Source organism: Embleya sp. NPDC001921 (assembly GCF_053594475.1).
Window position 1 is genome coordinate 166,765 of the sequence record NZ_JBSFEO010000016.1, and the last position, 17,098, is coordinate 183,862.

At 72.6% G+C, this 17,098-nt stretch carries 11 protein-coding genes and 2 pseudogenes; 10 read left to right on the forward strand and 3 right to left on the reverse strand.

Features of this window, described 5'->3' with window-relative positions:
- On the reverse strand, nt 1–1,386 hold the full coding sequence (locus ACWCPW_RS20455; protein WP_449762993.1) for a bifunctional o-acetylhomoserine/o-acetylserine sulfhydrylase: 1,386 nt from the start codon (nt 1,384–1,386) through the stop codon (nt 1–3).
- 428 nt (nt 1,387–1,814) lie between these two features.
- Nucleotides 1,815–2,078: a putative leader peptide gene (locus ACWCPW_RS20460; protein ID WP_449762994.1), complete on the reverse strand. Its 264-nt coding sequence runs from the start codon at nt 2,076–2,078 to the stop codon at nt 1,815–1,817.
- 316 nt (nt 2,079–2,394) lie between these two features.
- On the opposite strand from ACWCPW_RS20460, the pseudogene ACWCPW_RS20465 reads away from it, so the two are divergent.
- The 10 genes and pseudogenes from ACWCPW_RS20465 to ACWCPW_RS20510 all read left to right on the forward strand — a co-directional run.
- A pseudogene (locus ACWCPW_RS20465) lies at nt 2,395–3,219 on the forward strand (isopenicillin N synthase family dioxygenase); the annotation flags it as partial.
- A gap of 336 nt (nt 3,220–3,555) precedes the next feature.
- Nucleotides 3,556–4,926 (forward strand): annotated as a pseudogene (locus ACWCPW_RS20470) (O-acetylhomoserine aminocarboxypropyltransferase/cysteine synthase family protein); the annotation flags it as partial.
- Nucleotides 4,923–5,765 (forward strand): alpha/beta fold hydrolase, encoded by an 843-nt coding sequence (locus tag ACWCPW_RS20475; RefSeq protein ID WP_449762995.1) that lies wholly within the window; start codon nt 4,923–4,925, stop codon nt 5,763–5,765. The pseudogene ACWCPW_RS20470 and the gene ACWCPW_RS20475, both read left to right, overlap by 4 nt.
- Before the next feature lie 157 nt (nt 5,766–5,922).
- On the forward strand, nt 5,923–7,476 hold the full coding sequence (locus tag ACWCPW_RS20480) for an ABC transporter substrate-binding protein (protein ID WP_449762996.1): 1,554 nt from the start codon (nt 5,923–5,925) through the stop codon (nt 7,474–7,476).
- Between the two features lie 97 nt (nt 7,477–7,573).
- Nucleotides 7,574–8,542: an ABC transporter permease gene (locus ACWCPW_RS20485; protein WP_449762997.1), complete on the forward strand. Its 969-nt coding sequence runs from the start codon at nt 7,574–7,576 to the stop codon at nt 8,540–8,542.
- Entirely contained in the window at nt 8,539–10,404 is a 1,866-nt protein-coding gene (locus tag ACWCPW_RS20490; RefSeq protein ID WP_449762998.1) for an ATP-binding cassette domain-containing protein, read from the forward strand. Before ACWCPW_RS20485 ends, ACWCPW_RS20490 begins: the two co-directional genes overlap by 4 nt.
- Nucleotides 10,401–11,423 (forward strand): ATP-binding cassette domain-containing protein, encoded by a 1,023-nt coding sequence (locus ACWCPW_RS20495; RefSeq protein ID WP_449762999.1) that lies wholly within the window; start codon nt 10,401–10,403, stop codon nt 11,421–11,423. Before ACWCPW_RS20490 ends, ACWCPW_RS20495 begins: the two co-directional genes overlap by 4 nt.
- 199 nt (nt 11,424–11,622) lie before the next feature.
- Nucleotides 11,623–12,105: a (2Fe-2S)-binding protein gene (locus ACWCPW_RS20500; protein ID WP_449763000.1), complete on the forward strand. Its 483-nt coding sequence runs from the start codon at nt 11,623–11,625 to the stop codon at nt 12,103–12,105.
- A gap of 6 nt (nt 12,106–12,111) precedes the next feature.
- The gene (locus ACWCPW_RS20505; RefSeq protein WP_449763001.1) at nt 12,112–13,134 is read left to right on the forward strand and encodes an FAD binding domain-containing protein; all 1,023 of its coding nucleotides are present in this window, start codon (nt 12,112–12,114) and stop codon (nt 13,132–13,134) included.
- Nucleotides 13,131–15,320, forward strand: a complete 2,190-nt coding sequence (locus ACWCPW_RS20510; protein WP_449763002.1) for a xanthine dehydrogenase family protein molybdopterin-binding subunit — start codon at nt 13,131–13,133, stop codon at nt 15,318–15,320. Before ACWCPW_RS20505 ends, ACWCPW_RS20510 begins: the two co-directional genes overlap by 4 nt.
- A 33-nt stretch (nt 15,321–15,353) precedes the next feature.
- On the opposite strand, the gene ACWCPW_RS20515 is transcribed toward ACWCPW_RS20510, so the two are convergent.
- Nucleotides 15,354–17,063 (reverse strand): sensor histidine kinase, encoded by a 1,710-nt coding sequence (locus ACWCPW_RS20515; protein ID WP_449763003.1) that lies wholly within the window; start codon nt 17,061–17,063, stop codon nt 15,354–15,356.
- Nucleotides 17,064–17,098 lie beyond the last annotated feature (35 nt).

A 17,098-nucleotide genomic window follows, 5' to 3' on the forward strand; every position in this document is an offset into this window, starting at 1 on the left:
CTAGGCCGCCTGTGCGGCGCGGAAACCGGCCACCAGGTCGGCGCGCAGGTCGGCCAGGCCCTCGATGCCGACCGAGAGCCGGACCAGCCCTGGGGTGACGCCGGTGGCCAGCCGCTCCGCCTCGGTGAGCTGCGCGTGGGTGGTGCTCGCCGGGTGGATCACCAGGCTGCGCACGTCGCCGATGTTGGCCAGGTGGCTGAACAGGGACAGCCCGTCCACGAACCGGCGGCCCGCCTCGATCCCGCCCGCGAGCTCGAACGCGACGATCGCGCCGGCGCCGCGCGGCAGGTAGCGCTTGCCCGCGTCGTACCACCGGCTGCTCGGCAGACCCGCGTAGTGCACGGTCTCCACCTCCTCCCGGGCCTGCAGCCACGCGGCCAGCGCGCTCGCGTTCGCCACGTGCCGCTCGATCCGCAACGACAACGTCTCCAACCCCTGGAGCAGCAGGAAACTGGTCAGCGGCGCGATCGAGGCGCCCACGTCGCGCAGCAACTGCACGCGCAGCTTGGCCGCGTACGCGCCCGGGCCCAGGTCCGGCCAGTAGCGCAGCCCGTTGTAACTGGCGTCCGGCTCGCTGAAGCCGGGGAAGCGGTCCGGGTAGGCGCCGAAGTCGAAGGTGCCGCCGTCGACCACGATCCCGCCGATCGCGGTGCCGTGGCCGCCGAGGAACTTGGTCGCCGAGTGCACCACGATGTCCGCGCCGTGTTCGAGCGGCCGGAGCAGATAGGGCGTGGGCACCGTGTTGTCCACCACCAGCGGTACGCCGGCGGTGTGCGCGAGGTCGGCGACCGCGGCCAGGTCGAGCACGTTGCCGCGCGGGTTGCCCAGCGTCTCGGCGAACAGCAGCTTGGTCCGCGGCCGGATCGCCGCGCGCCACGCGTCCAGGTCGTCCGGGTCGTCGACGAAGGTGACCTCGATGCCGAGCTTGGGCAGCGTCCAGTGGAAGAGGTTGTAGGTGCCGCCGTACAGCGACGAACTCGACACGATGTGGTCGCCGGCCTCCGCGAGGTTGAGCACCGCCAGCGTGGTCGCCGCCTGCCCGGACGCGGTCGCCACCGCCGCGACACCGCCTTCGAGGGCGGCCACGCGCTGCTCCAGCGCGTCGGTCGTGGGGTTGTGGATCCGGGTGTAGATGTGGCCTTCCTGGGACAGGTCGAACAGCCCGGCGGCGTGCTCGGTGTCCTTGAAGACGAACGACGTGGTCTGGTAGATCGGCACCGCGCGGGCCCCGGTGGTCGGATCGGGCGAGGCGCCGGCGTGCACCTGCCGGGTCTCGAAGGACCACGACGCGACGTCGTCGGCGGGCGCGGCTTCGACCGTGGGCGGCGCGTCGATCGTGGACGGCACGTCGATCGTGCTCGGGGCGTCGGTTGCTTCGATGGTCATCGGGAAACTCCTTGCGGGGTAAGGGAGTCGACGGTGAGGTCGGGCTGTCGGTAGGGGAGTCGACGGTGAGGTCGGGCTGTCGGTAGGGGAGTCGACGGTGAGGTCGGGCTGTCGGTAGAAGAGTCGACGGTGAGGCCCCGGATGTAGACAAGGGAGGCCGACAGTGAGGCCGGGCTGTCGGGAAGAGCCGGGGCCGGCCGGGGCGGACCGGCGAAGGGCATGCGCGGATCCCGCCGCCGGTTACGCGGAACCGACCGCGGGCGCGGCGAACCGGCCCCGACACGTGGTGTTCGCGACCGAGGACCGGGCCGACACGGGCCCGAGCGGGAGCAGAGCGGGGAGGGCGGAGCGGGACGCGGGGAGTCGGCGGGTCAGCGCCCGGACTCACACACCGCGCGAACCACCGGGACCGAAACGGTCACCGGGGTTCAGTGGGACATTCGACAGGCCATGCTGGTCACGCGCACGAGATCCACGTGGCGGCGACTGACGAGCATGGGGCTGGACATGGCCGTGAGTCTAGGCGGCCCGATCGCCTTCGCGCCACGGGGTAACCCGGCGGGCCTGCGGGACAGCGGCCGGCGGGCGTAGGACACGGGCCCGGCAGGCGGACTCGACTCGCCCCCGCACACCCGGTCTCGGGGAAAGCCGGCTGGACCAACACGCCTTCCTCGTGCTTTCATCACCGCCATGACTTCGCGTCAGGTCGCTTCCACGCCGCTCGACCCCTTCTGGGTGGGTCGACGAGCCGACCACTTCGACCAGATCTGTCGCTGAACCCTGCGTTCGTGCGGCCTTCCGCCGCCGAATGAGCAGAGCGTGCCCCGCCCCGCGTGACCCTCGTCGGTCCGCCGCGCCCGGGCCCGGCTCTCCCGCGTCGCCGCCGTTCGTCTCGCGACGTCCGCGTACACGATCCAGCCCCATTCGCCGCACGTTCGACCCGCCCGCTCGGCCCCTTTGGGCCGCCGCCCGGCGCGGGCGGACCGAGGCTGTACCGAGGACCCAGTCATGGCAACCACCGCACCGCCCACCCTCCCCGTGATCGACATCTCCCGATTCCGCGACCCCGCCGCGGACACGGCCGGCTTCCTGGCCGAACTGCGTTACGCCGCACGCGAGATCGGCTTCTTCTACGTGGTCGGCCACGGCGTCGACCCGGACCTGCGCACCCGCGCCCTGGACGTCTCCAAGCGCTTCTTCGCGCTGCCCGAGGCGGACCGGCTCGCGGTCGAGAACGTCAACTCGCCGCAGTTCCGGGGCTATACGCGCACCGGCACCGAGTACACCCAGGGCGGACCCGACTGGCGCGAGCAACTCGACATCGGCCCGGAACGCGCCGCGCTCACGCTCGGCCCAAAGGACCCCGCCTATCTGCGCCTGATCGGCCCCAACCAGTGGCCGGCCGCGCTTCCCGAACTGCGCGAGACGGTGCTCGCGTGGCAGGAGGAGGCGCTGCGGGTCAGCCGCGAGGTGCTGCGCGCGCTGGCCGCCGCGCTGGGGCAGGACACCGGTTACTTCGACGAGTGGTTCGACGAGGAGGCCGCGGTACACGTCAAGGTCGTGCACTACCCGGGCCGACCGAGCGCCGACGTCGACCAGGGAGTGGGCGCGCACAAGGACTACGGCTACCTCGCGCTGTTGCAACAGGACGACGTCGGCGGCCTCCAGGTGCAGGCCCGGGACGGCTCCTGGATCGACGCCACGCCGCTGCCGGACGCGTTCGTGTTCAACATCGGCGAGATGCTGGAGATCGCCACGCGCGGCTACCTGCGCGCCACGAAGCACCGGGTGATCGCCCCGCAGGCCGGCGTCGACCGCTACTCGCTGCCGTTCTTCCTCGGCCCGCGCCTGGACGCGGTGGTCGAACCGCTGACCCTGCCCGCCGAGTTGGCCGAGGTGGCCGACGGCGTCACCGAGGACCCGAGCAATCCGCTCAAGCCCGCCTACGGCGAGAACGCGCTGATCGGCTGGCTGCGCTCGCACCCGCGCGTGGTCGAGCGGTGGTGGTCGGACCTGGTCCCGGCCGAACGGGCGGACGGCGGGGTCGGCGACGGCGGCGCCGGGTCGTCGGGTGCGATATCCGCCGCCGGGTCGACCGAGCCGCCCGGGTCGACCGAGCCGCCCGGGTCATCCGAGTCACCCGGGTCATCCGGGTCGCCCAGCGAGCCCGACGCGCCGGCCGTCGCCGAGCGGGAGAGTGAAGTACCGCCCGCCGCACCGGCCTTCGAGACCCTTCAGGTCCACGCCGGCGCCCGACCCGATCCGAGCACCGGCGCCCGGGCCGTGCCGATCTACCAGACCAGCAGCTACGTGTTCCGGGACGCGGCGCACGCGGCCGACGCGTTCGCGCTCACCGACCTGGAGACGCACGCCTACACCCGGTTGTCCAACCCCACCACCGTCGTGGTGGAGGAGCGGATCGCCGCCCTGGAAGGCGGTACCGCGGCGGTGGCCGTGGGCAGCGGCCAGGCCGCCACCACGCTCGCACTGCTCAACCTGGCCCGGGCCGGCGACCACCTGGTCGCGGCGGCCTCGCTGTACGGCGGCACCCGCACGCTGCTCGAACACACCTTCGCCGACCTCGGCATCGAGGTCACCTTCGTGGACGACCCGGACGACCTCGACGCGTGGCGCGCGGCGATCCGGCCGCGGACCAAGGCGTTGTTCGGCGAGAGCGTCGGCAATCCGCGCGGCAACGTGCTCGACCTGGCCGCCGTCGCCGAGATCGCGCACGAGGCCGGCGTGCCGTTCGTGGTGGACAACACGGTGCCCACGCCGTACCTGCTCCGGCCGTTCGAGCACGGCGCGGACATCGTGGTGCACTCCACCACCAAGTTCCTCGGCGGCCACGGCACCGCGATCGGCGGGATCGTGGTCGACGGCGGCACCTTCGACTTCGGCGCCCACCCGGACCGCTACCCCGGGCTGGTCGCACCCGACCCGACCTATCACGGCCTGTCCTTCTGGGAGCGGTTCGGCGCCGACCGGATCGCGTACGCGCTGCGCCTGCGGGTGCGGCTGCTGCGCGACCTGGGCCCGGCGGTGTCGCCACTGAACAGCTTCCTGCTGCTCCAAGGCATCGAGACGTTGTCCCTGCGTATCGAACGGCACACCGCCAACGCCGAACGCATCGCGGCCTGGCTCGACGCGCGGCCCGAGGTGCTGCGCGTGGACCACCCGAGCGTGCCCACCAGCCCGTGGCACACCGCGGCGAAGCGCTACCTGCCGCGCGGCGCGGGCGCCGTACTGTCGGTGGACCTGGCCGGCGGACCGGTCGCGGGTCGGCGATTCGTCGAGGAGCTCCGGTTGTTCAGTCACCTCGCCAACATCGGCGACGCGCGCAGCCTGGCCATCCACCCCGCGTCCACCACGCACGCCCAACTCGATCCGGGGCAGCAGGCCCAGGCCGGGGTGACTCCCGGGCTGGTCCGGCTGTCCATCGGCCTGGAAGGTGTCGACGACCTGCTCGCCGACCTGCGCCGGGGCCTGGCCGCGGCGGCCGGCGCCGGTGAACTCGTGGTCGGCGAGGTCGGCCGATGACGACACGGCAGGCCGTACACGAGAGCCGGATCCGAGGCGCGCGCGGCGAGTTCCACCTGCGCGTGTGGCCCGTCGCCGACGAACCCGTCGCGGTCCTGCTGTTCCTGCACGGCCTGGGCGAACACGCGGCACTGCACGAGCCGTTGGCACACCGGCTCAACGCCGACGGGATCGAGGTGTGGGCCCCGGACCAGATCGGCCACGGCCTCAGCGACGGCCCCCGCGTCCTGGTGGAAAGCCTGGACGCGCTCGCCGACGACGCCGAACTGATCCTCGAACGCATCGCGGCCGGCCGGCCCGGTGTGCCGCTGATCCTGGCCGGCCACTCGCTCGGCTCGGCGGTCACCCTGCTCCTCGCGGGCACGCGTACCGCCGCCGCACCCGCCCGCGCCCTGGTCCTGGCGGGTGCGGGAACGGGCCTGTCGCCGGGGGAGAGCGGCCTGCGCAAGGTGTTGGCCGAGCACGGCATCGATCCGATGTCGCTGCGCAAGGACCCGGGCGAGTTGTGCGGGAACGCCGAGTACGCCGAACGGCTGCGCAACGATCCGCTGGTGTGGTCCGGCGGCCTGCGCCCGGAGACCCTGGACGCGCTGGAGGCGGGCGGCGAGCGGATCGCCGAGTTGATCGCCTCCGGCGCGATCACCCGGCCGGTGCTCTTCGTCCACGGCGAAGCCGACGACCTCGCGCCCGCGAGCGCCGTGTCGGCCGCCGCGAAGACGCTGCCGAACGCCCGGGCCCGGATCTTCCCGGGCGACCTGCACAACGTGCTCGCCGAGAACGACCGCGCCCAAGTCCACGACGAGATCGCGGAGTTCGTCCTGGCCGCCGCGCGCGGCTGAAACACCCGCCCCTTCGGGCGCCATCGAGCCCGGGCGGGTTCTCCGATACCCGTCCCACTCCCGCGCGCCCCGTCGAGCCCGCGCGGGTCCGACGGAGCACCAAGAGCCGCTCGGCCATTCCGGCAATACCCTTTTCCAGCAAGGAGATCGATCCACCATGCGCCGCTCCGCGCTCCGCATAGCCGCCGTCCTCGCCCTGGCCGGACCGGTCCTCGCCGCGTGCGGCTCCGGCGGCACCCCCACCCCCGGCGCCACCGGCGCCAACACCCAGGCCCCGGCGCCCGCCGACAGCGCGCTCGACCCGAACGCGACGGCCAAGGTGCGCCTGGTACTGGAGCCGACCAGCCTCAACCTGACCACCACCGCCGGTGTCGCGGTCGAGCAGGTTCTGCTCGACAACGTCTACCAGGGCCTGCTCAGCGTCGACACCAACGCCGACAACAAGATCGTGCCCGCGCTCGCGACCGGCTTCGAGACCTCCGCCGACGGCCTCACCTACACGTTCCACCTCACCCCCGGCGCGACCTTCCACGACGGCTCGCCCGTCACCGCCGAGGACGCCGCCTGGTCGCTGCAACAGGTGATCGCGCCCGGCTCCAAGCAGCCGAACGCCAAAACCCTGGCCACCATCGCGAACGTGGCCGCGCCCGACCCGGCCACCGTGGTGATCACGCTCAAGCAGCGCGACAGCAACCTGACCTGGGCACTCACCCAGCGAGTCGGCGTCGTCTACAAGAAGGGCACCGACTTCGCCAAGCTGGACGCCGCCGAGAACGGCACCGGCCCGTTCAAGCTGGACGCCTGGCAGCGCGGCTCGGCGATCACCCTGGTGCGCAACGACGCGTACAAGGGCGCCAAGGCCAAGGTGGCCAAGGTCGTGCTCAGTTACATCCCGGACCGCAACGCGGCCAACAACGCGCAGGCCACCGGCCAGACCGACATCGAGACGGCGGCCGAGGCCACCCTGCTCCAGCCGTTCACCGGCAACGACAGATTCACCGTGCTGCGCGGCACCACCACGGACAAGTACACGCTGGCGATCAACAACGCCAAGGCGCCGCTGAACAACCCGGCCGTGCGGCACGCGATCCGGCGCGCGATCGACAAGGACGCGCTGATCAAGACGCTCGGCGGGGCCGGTGTTCGGCTCGGCGGACCGATTCCCACCTCCGACCCGGGCTTCCAGGACCTGAGCGCGATCGACCCGCACGACGCCGCGGCGGCGCGCAAGGCGCTGTCCGAGGCAGGCGCGGACAACCTCAAGCTGACCCTGAAGATCCCCAACATCTACCCCGCCGCGATCGGTGACGTGCTGGTCGCCAACCTCAAGGAGGCGGGCATTGAACTCACGGTCAAGCAACAGGAGTTCACTGCCTGGCTGAGCGAGGTGTACACCGCGAGGGACTACGACCTGAGCCTGGTCAACCACGCCGAGCCGCACGACATCGCCAACTTCGCCACGCCCGGCTACTACTTCGGCTACGACAACGCGCAGGTGCGCGAGTGGTACGCGCAGGCGGTGGCCGCGCCGGACGAGCGCACCCGAACGGACCTGCTCACCCGGATCGGCCGCCAGGTCACCGAGGACGCCGCCGCCGACTGGCTGTTCCAGGCGCAGACGCTGACCGTCGTGCGCAAGGGCGTCAGCGGCGCACCGCAGCACCACACCAGCAGCCGCCTCAACCTCGCCACCATCGGGATCACCAAGTGAGCTCGCGCCGAGGGCCGTTCCGACGGCCGGAGCGGGCCGGTGGGATCCGACCGCCCGGCGAGGGTCGCGCGCGCCGGAAACCCCCGCGGAGCCCGGCATGACGGTGTTCGTCGTGCGCCGGCTGGGGCTGCTCGTGTTGTCCCTGCTCGGCGCGAGCGTCCTGACCTTCGCGCTGCTTCGGCTGCTGCCCGGTGATGCCGCCACCTCGGTCGGCGGCATCACCGCGGACTCCGCGCAACTGCGGGCGATTCGGCACGACCTGGGCCTGGACCGGCCGTTGCTCGTCCAGTACTGGACGTGGCTGATCGACGTGCCGACCGGCGACCTGGGTCGCTCGCAGCTCAACGGTTCGTCGGTGACCGCCGAACTGGGCGAGAAACTGCGGGTGACCGGTCCGCTGGTGCTCGGCGCGCTGGTGCTCGCACTGGCCTTCGCGGTGCCGCTGGGGATGCTCGCGGCGGTGCGCCGCGAACGCCGCGACGGCACCGTGATCAGCGTGGCGAGCCAACTGGGGATCGCGCTGCCGACGTTGTGGGTGGGCCTGGTGCTGATCCTGCTGTTCGCCGTGCAGACCCCGCTGTTGCCCGCGCAGGGCTTCCCGGTCGACGGCTGGGCGGACCCGGGTGAGGCGAGTCGCAGCCTGGTGTTGCCCACCCTGACCCTGGCCCTGTCCGAGGGCGCGGTACTGCTGCGCTTCGTGCGCTCGGCCACCCTCGACGTGCTGCACCGCGACTACCTGCGCACCGCGCGCGCGGCGGGCCGCACCCGGACCGGCGCACTGCTGCGGCACGGCGTGCGCAACGCGGCCGGCCCGGTGTTGTCCATGCTCGGCGTGCAGGTCGCCGCGCTCCTGGTGGGCGCCATCGTGGTGGAGAAGGTCTTCACCCTGCCCGGTGTCGGCTCGATGCTGGTCGCCGACGTGGGCAACCGCGATCTGGTCAAGGTGCAGGGCGAGGTGATGCTGCTGGTCGCGATCGTGCTGTTCGTGGGCTTCCTGGTGGACGTCGCGCAACGACTGATCGACCCGCGCCTGGCGGACGTTCGCACCCGGGAGGTGTCCGCGTGAGGAACTCGAACGCGCCCGTGCCCATTTCGACCGGAGCCGACCAGGACGCGGCCGCTGCCGGGACGGCGGCCACTGTCGGGAAGGCGGCGGCCGGCCGTACCGTCCTGCGCGCGCTGCTTCGCGACCGCAACGGCGTGATCGGCGGCACACTGGTCGCGATCCTGGTCGCCTCGATGTTGTTGTCGCTGGTCTGGACCCCGTACGACCCCACCGCCGTCGACCCGAACGCGCCCTGGCTGCTGCCGTTTCGGGACGGCCACGTGCTCGGCACCGACATGCTCGGGCGCGACCAGTTCAGCCTGATCCTGGTCGGCTCCCGGGAGACCCTGCTGACCGCGCTCGCGTCGGCGGGCATCGCCGCCGCGCTCGGCCTGCCGCTCGCCTTGGCCGCGGCGCTCGGACCACGGCGGTTCGCGGCCGGCGTGGTGCAACTGATCGACGTCGCCATCGCGTTCCCGGCACTGCTCACCGCGATGATCCTGGCCGCGGTGTTCGGCGGTTCGGTGTGGACCGCGTCCGGTGCGATCGGCGTCGCGTTCGGGGTGCACCTGGCCCGGATCGCGCGCGCCGAGATCGAGCGGGTGCACGGCACCGACTACGTGCTCGCGGCCACCGCGAGCGGATCGAGCACGTGGCGCACCGTCCGCCGGCACATCCTGCCGAACATCGCCCCCACCCTGCTGGTCCAGCTCTCCCTGGTGATGGCCGTGGCGTCGCTGACCGAGGCCGCGCTGTCCTATCTCGGCTACGGCAGCCCCGCGCCCGCCGTGTCCTGGGGCCGGATCCTGCACGACCAGCAGCCCTACATCTCCGCCCGACCGCTGCTCGTGATCTGGCCGGGGCTGGCCGTCGCACTGTCCGTCCTGGGCTTCAACCTGCTCGGCGACGCACTCCGCGACGCGAGCGATCCGCGACTGCGACACCGGGCTCCGGAGATCGTGACCGACGCCCGCACCAGGGCCGAAGTGCGGTCACCGGGACCGCCCCCGCCCACCGAAGGCGCGCTGCTCCAGGTCTTCGACCTCACCGTCCGGATCGGCGGACGCACCGTGGTGGACGGCGTCGACCTGACCCTGGCGCCCGGCGAACGACTGGGCCTGATCGGCGAATCCGGCTCCGGCAAGTCGCTCACCGCGCTGGCCGTGCTGGGCCTGCTGCCCGAAGGCGCCGAAGTCACCGGCAGCATCCGCCTCGACGGCGTGGAACTGCTCGGCAGGCGCGAGCGCGAACTCGCCCGCATCCGTGGGAATCGGGTCGCGATGGTCTTCCAGGAGCCGCTCACCGCGCTCGACCCGACCATGCGGATCGGCCGACAGATCGCCGAACCGCTGCGCCTGCACCGGGGCATGAGCCGCCGTCGAGCCGACCTCGCGGCGATCGAACTGGCCGAGCGGGTGGGCCTGCCGGATCCGGCCGAGTTGGTGCGGGCCTGGCCGCACCAACTCTCCGGCGGTCAACGCCAACGGGTGGGCATCGCGATCGCGCTCGCGTGCCGACCCGCGCTGCTGATCGCGGACGAGCCGACCACCGCGCTGGACGTCACCGTGCAGCGGGAGATCCTCGCGCTGCTCGACGCGTTGGCCCGCGAGCAGGGCACCGCGCTGTTGTTCATCACGCACGACCTCGCGGTGGTATCCCGGATCAGCGACCGGATCGCGGTGCTGCGGACCGGTCGGGTGATCGAACACGGTCCGCTGGAGCGGATCCTGCACGACCCCGACGCGCCCTACACCCGCACGCTGCTGGCCGCCGCGCGGGCGACCGCGTTCGACGCCGGCGCGTTCGATCCGGCGGACCCCGACCCGGCGGACCCCGAAGCGGGCGTCCGTACCGCGACCGAGCCCGTGGAGGCACCACTGTGACCGCGACCGCGCCCGCCGTACTGCTGCGCGCCGAGGGACTGACCCGGACGTACCGCCTGCCGCGCCGATCGTTGTGGGGCCCGGCCGGGCAGCGGTACGCGCTGCGCGGCGTCGACCTGGAACTGGCCGAGGGCGGCTCGCTGGGCGTGGTCGGCGAATCCGGCGCGGGCAAGTCCACCCTGATCCGGCTGCTGCTCGGGCTCGACCGCGCGGACGGGGGGACGATCCACTATCGCGGCCGCGAGGTACGGCCGGGACCGGCACGCTCGCTGACCTGGTTCCGGCGCGAGGTACAGATCGTCCTCCAGGACCCGATGAGCTCGCTGGACCCGCGCTCCCGCGTGCGCGACATCGTGGCCGAGCCGCTGGAATGTCTGGGCGTCGAGGGCGACCACGACGCGCGGGTGGACGAGGTCCTGACGTCCGTCGGGTTGGATCCGGCCATGCGCACCCGCCATCCGCACGAGTTCTCCGGCGGCCAGCGCCAACGCATCGCGATCGCCCGCGCGCTCGCACCGCACCCCCGCGTCCTGGTCGCCGACGAGCCGGTCAGCGCACTCGACGTCTCGGTCCGCGCCCAGATCCTGGACCTGCTCCGCGACCTCACCACCCGACTCGGCCTGTCCCTGATCCTGGTCTCCCACGACCTCGGCGTTGTTCAACACCTGTGCGACCACGTCCTGGTCCTCAAATCAGGCCGACCCCTCGAATCCGGCCCCACCCCAAAGGTCCTCGGCCACCCGACCCACCCCTACACCCAATCCCTCCTCGCCGCGATCCCCACCCTCCCAGCAGCACCCCACACCCCCACCAACGCCGACGCCCTCACAGACGCGGTCGTCCCCACCAACGCCGGCGTCCCCACTGACACCGGCATGCCCACTGACAAGAGCGTCCTCACCGACACCGGCATCCCCACCGATGCCGGCACCCGACCAACCCCAGCGTCCCAAGCGAACCCGCCGCACCACACTCAGCCCGGCCGGCGTTTGAGGCCAAGTAGCCGGGCCGGCACCTGAGGCCACCTCGGCCGAAGGCCGGGTAACTCCAGCCGAGCCGGCGCTTGAGGCCAACCTCAGCCGGGCCGGCGCTTGAGGCCAACCCAGCCCGGCCGGCGAATGAGGCCACCCCAACCGACCCGTGTATCACGCACCAAGGGGGGTACCAGCCCAGATCCCGGGCCGGGCGAACACGGCCCGAGAGCCCCCCGGAGGGACCATGCCACTCGAGCCCCCCGCAGACGAAGTCGAGCTCCACGTCAACGGCGAAGCCCGACGGCTCCGCGTCGACCCCCGCGTCACCCTCTTGGACGCGCTGCGCGAAGGGCTGGGGCTGACCGGCCCCAAGAAGGGCTGCGATCTGGGCCAATGCGGTGCCTGCACCGTGCTCCTCGACGGCCGCCGCATCACCTCGTGCCTGACCTTCGCCCTCATGCACGACGGCCGCGAGGTGACCACGATCGAGGGCCTGGACGGAGACCCCGAAGGGGAGTTGCACCCGGTGCAACAGGCGTTCGTCGACCACGACGCGTTCCAGTGCGGCTTCTGCACACCAGGCCAGATCATGTCGGCGGTGGGCCTCCTCGCCGAGGGCCACGCCGCCGACGACGACCAGGTCCGCGAATGGATGAGCGGCAACCTGTGCCGTTGCGCCGCGTACCCCAACATCGTCGCGGCGATCGCCGCCTCGGCCGGGCGGTAGAGCACGATGCGCCCCTTCACCTACACCCGTCCGGCCGAGCCCGCGCGGGCCTGGACCGAACTCGGCCCGGACGCGATGTACATCGCCGGCGGCACCAACCTCGTCGACCTGATGAAGTGCGGTGTGGCCACGCCCGCCCGCCTCGTCGACATCGGCCGGCTGCCGCTCACCGATCTGACGGCGGACCCGGCCGGCGACACGATCCGGATCGGCGCCCTGGTCTCGAACAGCGACCTCGCAGCCCACCCGGTGGTGCGCGAGCGGCTGCCGGTGTTGTCCCAGGCCCTGCTGGCCGGCGCCTCCCCGCAACTGCGCAACCTGGCCACGCTCGGCGGCAACCTGCTCCAGCGCACCCGCTGCGGATACTTCCGCGACCCGGCGATGCCGTGCAACAGGCGCGAGCCCGGGTCCGGATGCGCCGCGTTGGACGGCGACCACCGGGGCCACGCGGTCCTGGGCACCAGCGAGCACTGCATCGCCACGCACCCCTCCGACCTCGCGGTCGCGCTGCTGGCGCTGGAGGCCCGGGTGTCGATCGACGGGCCGAACGGCCCGCGCGTCGAGCCGATCGAGGCGTTCCACCTGCCGCCGGGGGACACCCCGCACCGGGAGACCACGCTGACCCACGGCGAGTTGATCACCGGCGTCGAGGTGCCGACGACCGCACTCGGCGCCCACTCGCACTACCTCAAGGTGCGCGAGCGGGCCTCGTTCGCGTTCGCGATGTGTTCGGCGGCGGTCGCACTGGAGGTACGCGAGGGGATCGTCCGGGACGCCCGGATCGCGCTCGGCGGCGTGGCGACCACACCGTGGCGGGCACGTTCGGCCGAGGCGGCGCTGATCGGCGCACCGCCGAGCAGCGCCGCGTTCGCCCACGCGGGTGACGCCGCCGCGGAGGGGGCCGTGCCGCGCCGGGACAACGCGTACAAGGTCGAACTGATCCGCCGGGTCGTCGCCCGCGCCCTGAGCACCCTGGCCGCCCCGAGCCTTCCGGAAGCCCCGAGCACCCCGGAAGGGGACCCCGCATGAGCCCGGAAACGCCCTGGATCGGCGCCGCCGAGCCGCGCGTGGACGGTCCGGTCAAGGTCACCGGCACCGCGATCTACACCGGTGACGTGGCACTGCCCGGCCTCGCGCACGCGGTGCTGGTCCAGAGCACGATCGCCAAGGGCCGGATCACCGGAACCGACATCGCCGCCGCCGAGACCGCGCCCGGCGTCCTCGCCGTGTACAGCTCCGACGGCTCGCTGGGCATCGGCCGGGTCGCGTCGTTCTACTCGGCCGACAACGGCCCGATGGGCGACGGCCGTATCCCGCTGTCCGACCCGGTGATCCACCACCACGGGCAGCACATCGCGATGGTGGTGGCGGAGACCCTCGAACAGGCGGTGGCCGGCGCCGAGTCGATCCGCACGCGGTACCGCCACGAATCGCCGCTGGTGCGGATCGAGGACGCCATCGCGCAGACCCCGCCGGGGCGCGAGGACATCGTCCGGGGCGATCTGGCGACCGGTCTCGCGGTGGCCGATGTGAGGGTGGAGGCGTACTACGAGACGCCGCCGCAGCACATGAACCCGATGGAGCCGTGCGCGACCACCGCGCGCTGGTCGGGCGATCGGCTCACCGTGTACGACTCGACGCAGTATGTGGGCGGGGTGCGGGTCGCGCTGGCCGCCGCGTTCGGGCTGCCGGTCGACAAGGTCCGGGTGTTGTCCGGCTTCGTCGGCGGCGGCTTCGGCAGCAAGGGCACGGTCTGGCCGCACGTGCTGCTGGCCGCGGCGGCGGCGCGCCGGGTGGGCCGGCCGGTCCGGCTCGTACTGACCCGCCCGCAGATGTTCACCTCGTGCGGCACCCGGCCGGCGACCCGGCAGCGGATCGTGCTGGGCGCGCACCGGGACGGTCGACTCACCGCGATCGCCCACGACGGCACCACCGCCACCTCGCCCGGCGAGAACGTGGTCGAGTCGACCGGCGGGATCACCTCGACCCTGTACGCGTGCCCGAACGTCGCCATCCGGCAGCGGATCGTCCGGCTGGACATGCAGGCGCCGACCTTCCAACGTGGTCCCGGACGGGCCCCCGGATCCTTCGCGCTGGAATCCGCGCTCGACGAGCTGGCGCACGAACTGGGAATGGATCCCATCGAGTTGCGGCTGCGCAATCACGCCGACACCGACCCGTCGTCGGGTCGGCCGTGGTCGGGCAAGCACCTTCGGGAGTGCTACCGCGCGGGCGCCGAGCGGTTCGGTTGGGAACCGGACGACCGCACACCGGGCACCCGCCGCGAGGGCGACGTGCTGATCGGCACCGGGATGGCGACCGCGGCCCACGAGATGGACCCGGGATCGGCCGCCGCCTACGCCGAACTGCGGGTCGACGGCACGGCGGTGATCGGTGTCGCGTCGCACGACATCGGTACCGGGACGTACACGGTGTTCGGGCAGATCGCCGCGGAGGTGTTCGGCCTCGCGCCGGACCGGATCATCGTCCGCCTCGGCGATACCGATCTGCCGGAGGCGCCGCCGTCGATCGGGTCGCAGACCGTCGCCTACGTGGGCCCGGCGATCCGGCGCGCGTGCGAGGCGGTCCGCGACGATCTGCTCGCCGCGGCCGTCGACGATCCGGAATCGCCGCTGTACCGGCGGGAGATCGGCGCGATCGGGTTCGGCGCCGAGACGTTCGCGAGCGAACTGGCGCGGATCGGGTTGCCGTCGTTGTCGGCGGTCGGCCACCACCATCCCGACGCGAACTCGCCGTACGCGGTGCAGTCGTTCGGCGCGCAGTTCGCCGAGGTCGCGGTGGACTCGCTGACCGGTACGGTCCGGGTCCGGCGGATGGTCGGCGCGTTCGACATCGGCCGGGTGATCAATCCGCGTACCGCGCGCAGCCAACTGCTGGGCGGGATGACCTTCGGGCTGGCCCAGGCCCTGATGGAGGCGACCACGATCGACCCGCGCCGGGGGCACGTGGTCGAGCCGCACCTGGCCGGCTACCACCTGCCGGTCAACGCCGACGTCGGCATGCTGGACGTGCTCTTCGTCGGCGCCCCGGACCCGCACCTCAGCGACCTCGGCGCGCGCGGCGCCGGCGAGATCGGCGTGATCGGCGCGGCGGCGGCGATCGCGAACGCGGTGTTCCACGCGACCGGCGTGCGGGTGCGCACGCTGCCGATCACGCCGGATCGGGTGGTGGCGGGCTCGGGCTCGGGGTGGTAGCGGGCGAGCCATCGGTGACTTGCCGGGCGGCGCTTATTCGGTCCGCGCCTTCCCGTCCGGATTCCGCCCGTTCGGACTCCGCCCGTCCGGCTTCTTCTCGGCCGGAGTCTCCTCGATCGGAGTCTCCTCGGTCGGCGATTGTGTGGGCGGCATCGCGGCGGGCGGTGTCACCTCGGGTGGTTCCGTCATGGGGAGGGTGAAGGTGATCCGGGTTCCGGTGGTGTGGTCGGGGTCCAGCGCGATCGTGCCGCTGTGGAACTCGACGATGCGCTTGCACAAGGCCAGGCCCATGCCGTTGCCCGGATACGCCTCGCGGGTGTGCAGGCGCTGGAAGATCACGAAGATCCGGTCGGCCTGGGCCGGATCGATGCCGATGCCGTCGTCGGTCACCGAGATCCGCCACATCCCGTCCACCGGCTCCGCGCGCACCGCGACATGCGCCGGCCGGTCCGGCTCGCGGAACTTCACCGCGTTGGCGATCAGGTTCTGGAGCACCAGGGACAGTTGGGTGCGATCGCCGCGCACGGTGGGCAGCGGGTCGTGGGCGACCTCGGCGTCCGCCTCGCGGATCGCGATGTCGAGGTCGCCGACCACCGTCTCGAACACCGCGTTCAGGTCCACCGAGGCTTCGTTCGCCGGCCTGCGGCCGATCCGGGAGAAGGCGAGCAGGTCGTCGATCAGGGTCTGCATCCGGACCGCGCCGTCCACCGCGAAGGCGATGTACCGGTCGGCGCGCTCGTCCAGTCGGCCCTGGTACCGCTTCTCCAGGAGCCGGCAGAAACTCGCCACCTTGCGCAGCGGCTCCCGGAGGTCGTGCGAGGCGACGTAGGCGAACTGTTCCAGGTCGGAGTTCGAACGGCGCAACTCGGTGGCCTGCTCGTCCAGGCGACGGCGGGCGTCGTCGGAGAAGGCCAGTTCGTCGGCGAGCCGGCGGCGCATCGCCTCCATCGCGTGGGCCAACGTACGCAGATCGGCCGGTCCGGTGGGGGCGATCTCGTGCCCGAACTCGCCCCGGGCCACCGCGTCCGCGTCCGCCACCAGTCGGCCCACCGGGAGCGTGACACCGCGACGCAGCCCCGCGAACACCATGATCGCGCCCGCCACGATCACCAGCGCGATCGCGCTGAACACCCACGTACGCAGGTCGCGCACGTCCTGGAGGTCGGCCCGGGCCACGTCGCGCTGCCGTTGGAGGCGCTCCCGCTGGTCGCGCGTGGCCGCGCGCAGCGCCGGGTAGGGCGCCGGGTCGGCGAGGGCCGCGCGTACCTCCGCCGGTGGAACGCTCCCGGGCGCGACGGTCAGGGCCGGGCGGATCACCCGGTCCTCCCACACCCGGGCGCGCTCCAGCACCAGCCGCAGGCGATCCGTCGCGGCCGGGTCGTCGCGCAACAACTCGCGCAGCACGGCGACCTGTTCCCGCTCGACCTCGTGGCCCGCCGAGTACACCTCCAGGAGCGGCGCGTTCCCGGTCAGGACGTAGTCCCGGACCGAGGCGTCCTGGTCGGCGTACGCGGTCTCCAGCCGCACCGCCGCGATCAGTGCCGGTGAGGTCTCGTCGACCAGATGCCCGTTGACCGAGGTCGAACGCGCGAACACCCAGGCACCGAGCAGCGCGAGCAGGGCCAGCACCACCAGCGTTGCGGAGACGCCGACGAGCAGCCAGCGCCGGGTGTCCCAGTCGTGCCGCCGTGCGCGGGTCGTCGACGGCCGCGATCGTGGGCCGGCCTCGTCGTGTCGCTCCACCGCACCGTCCCCATCGTTCCGATCCTCGCGAACCC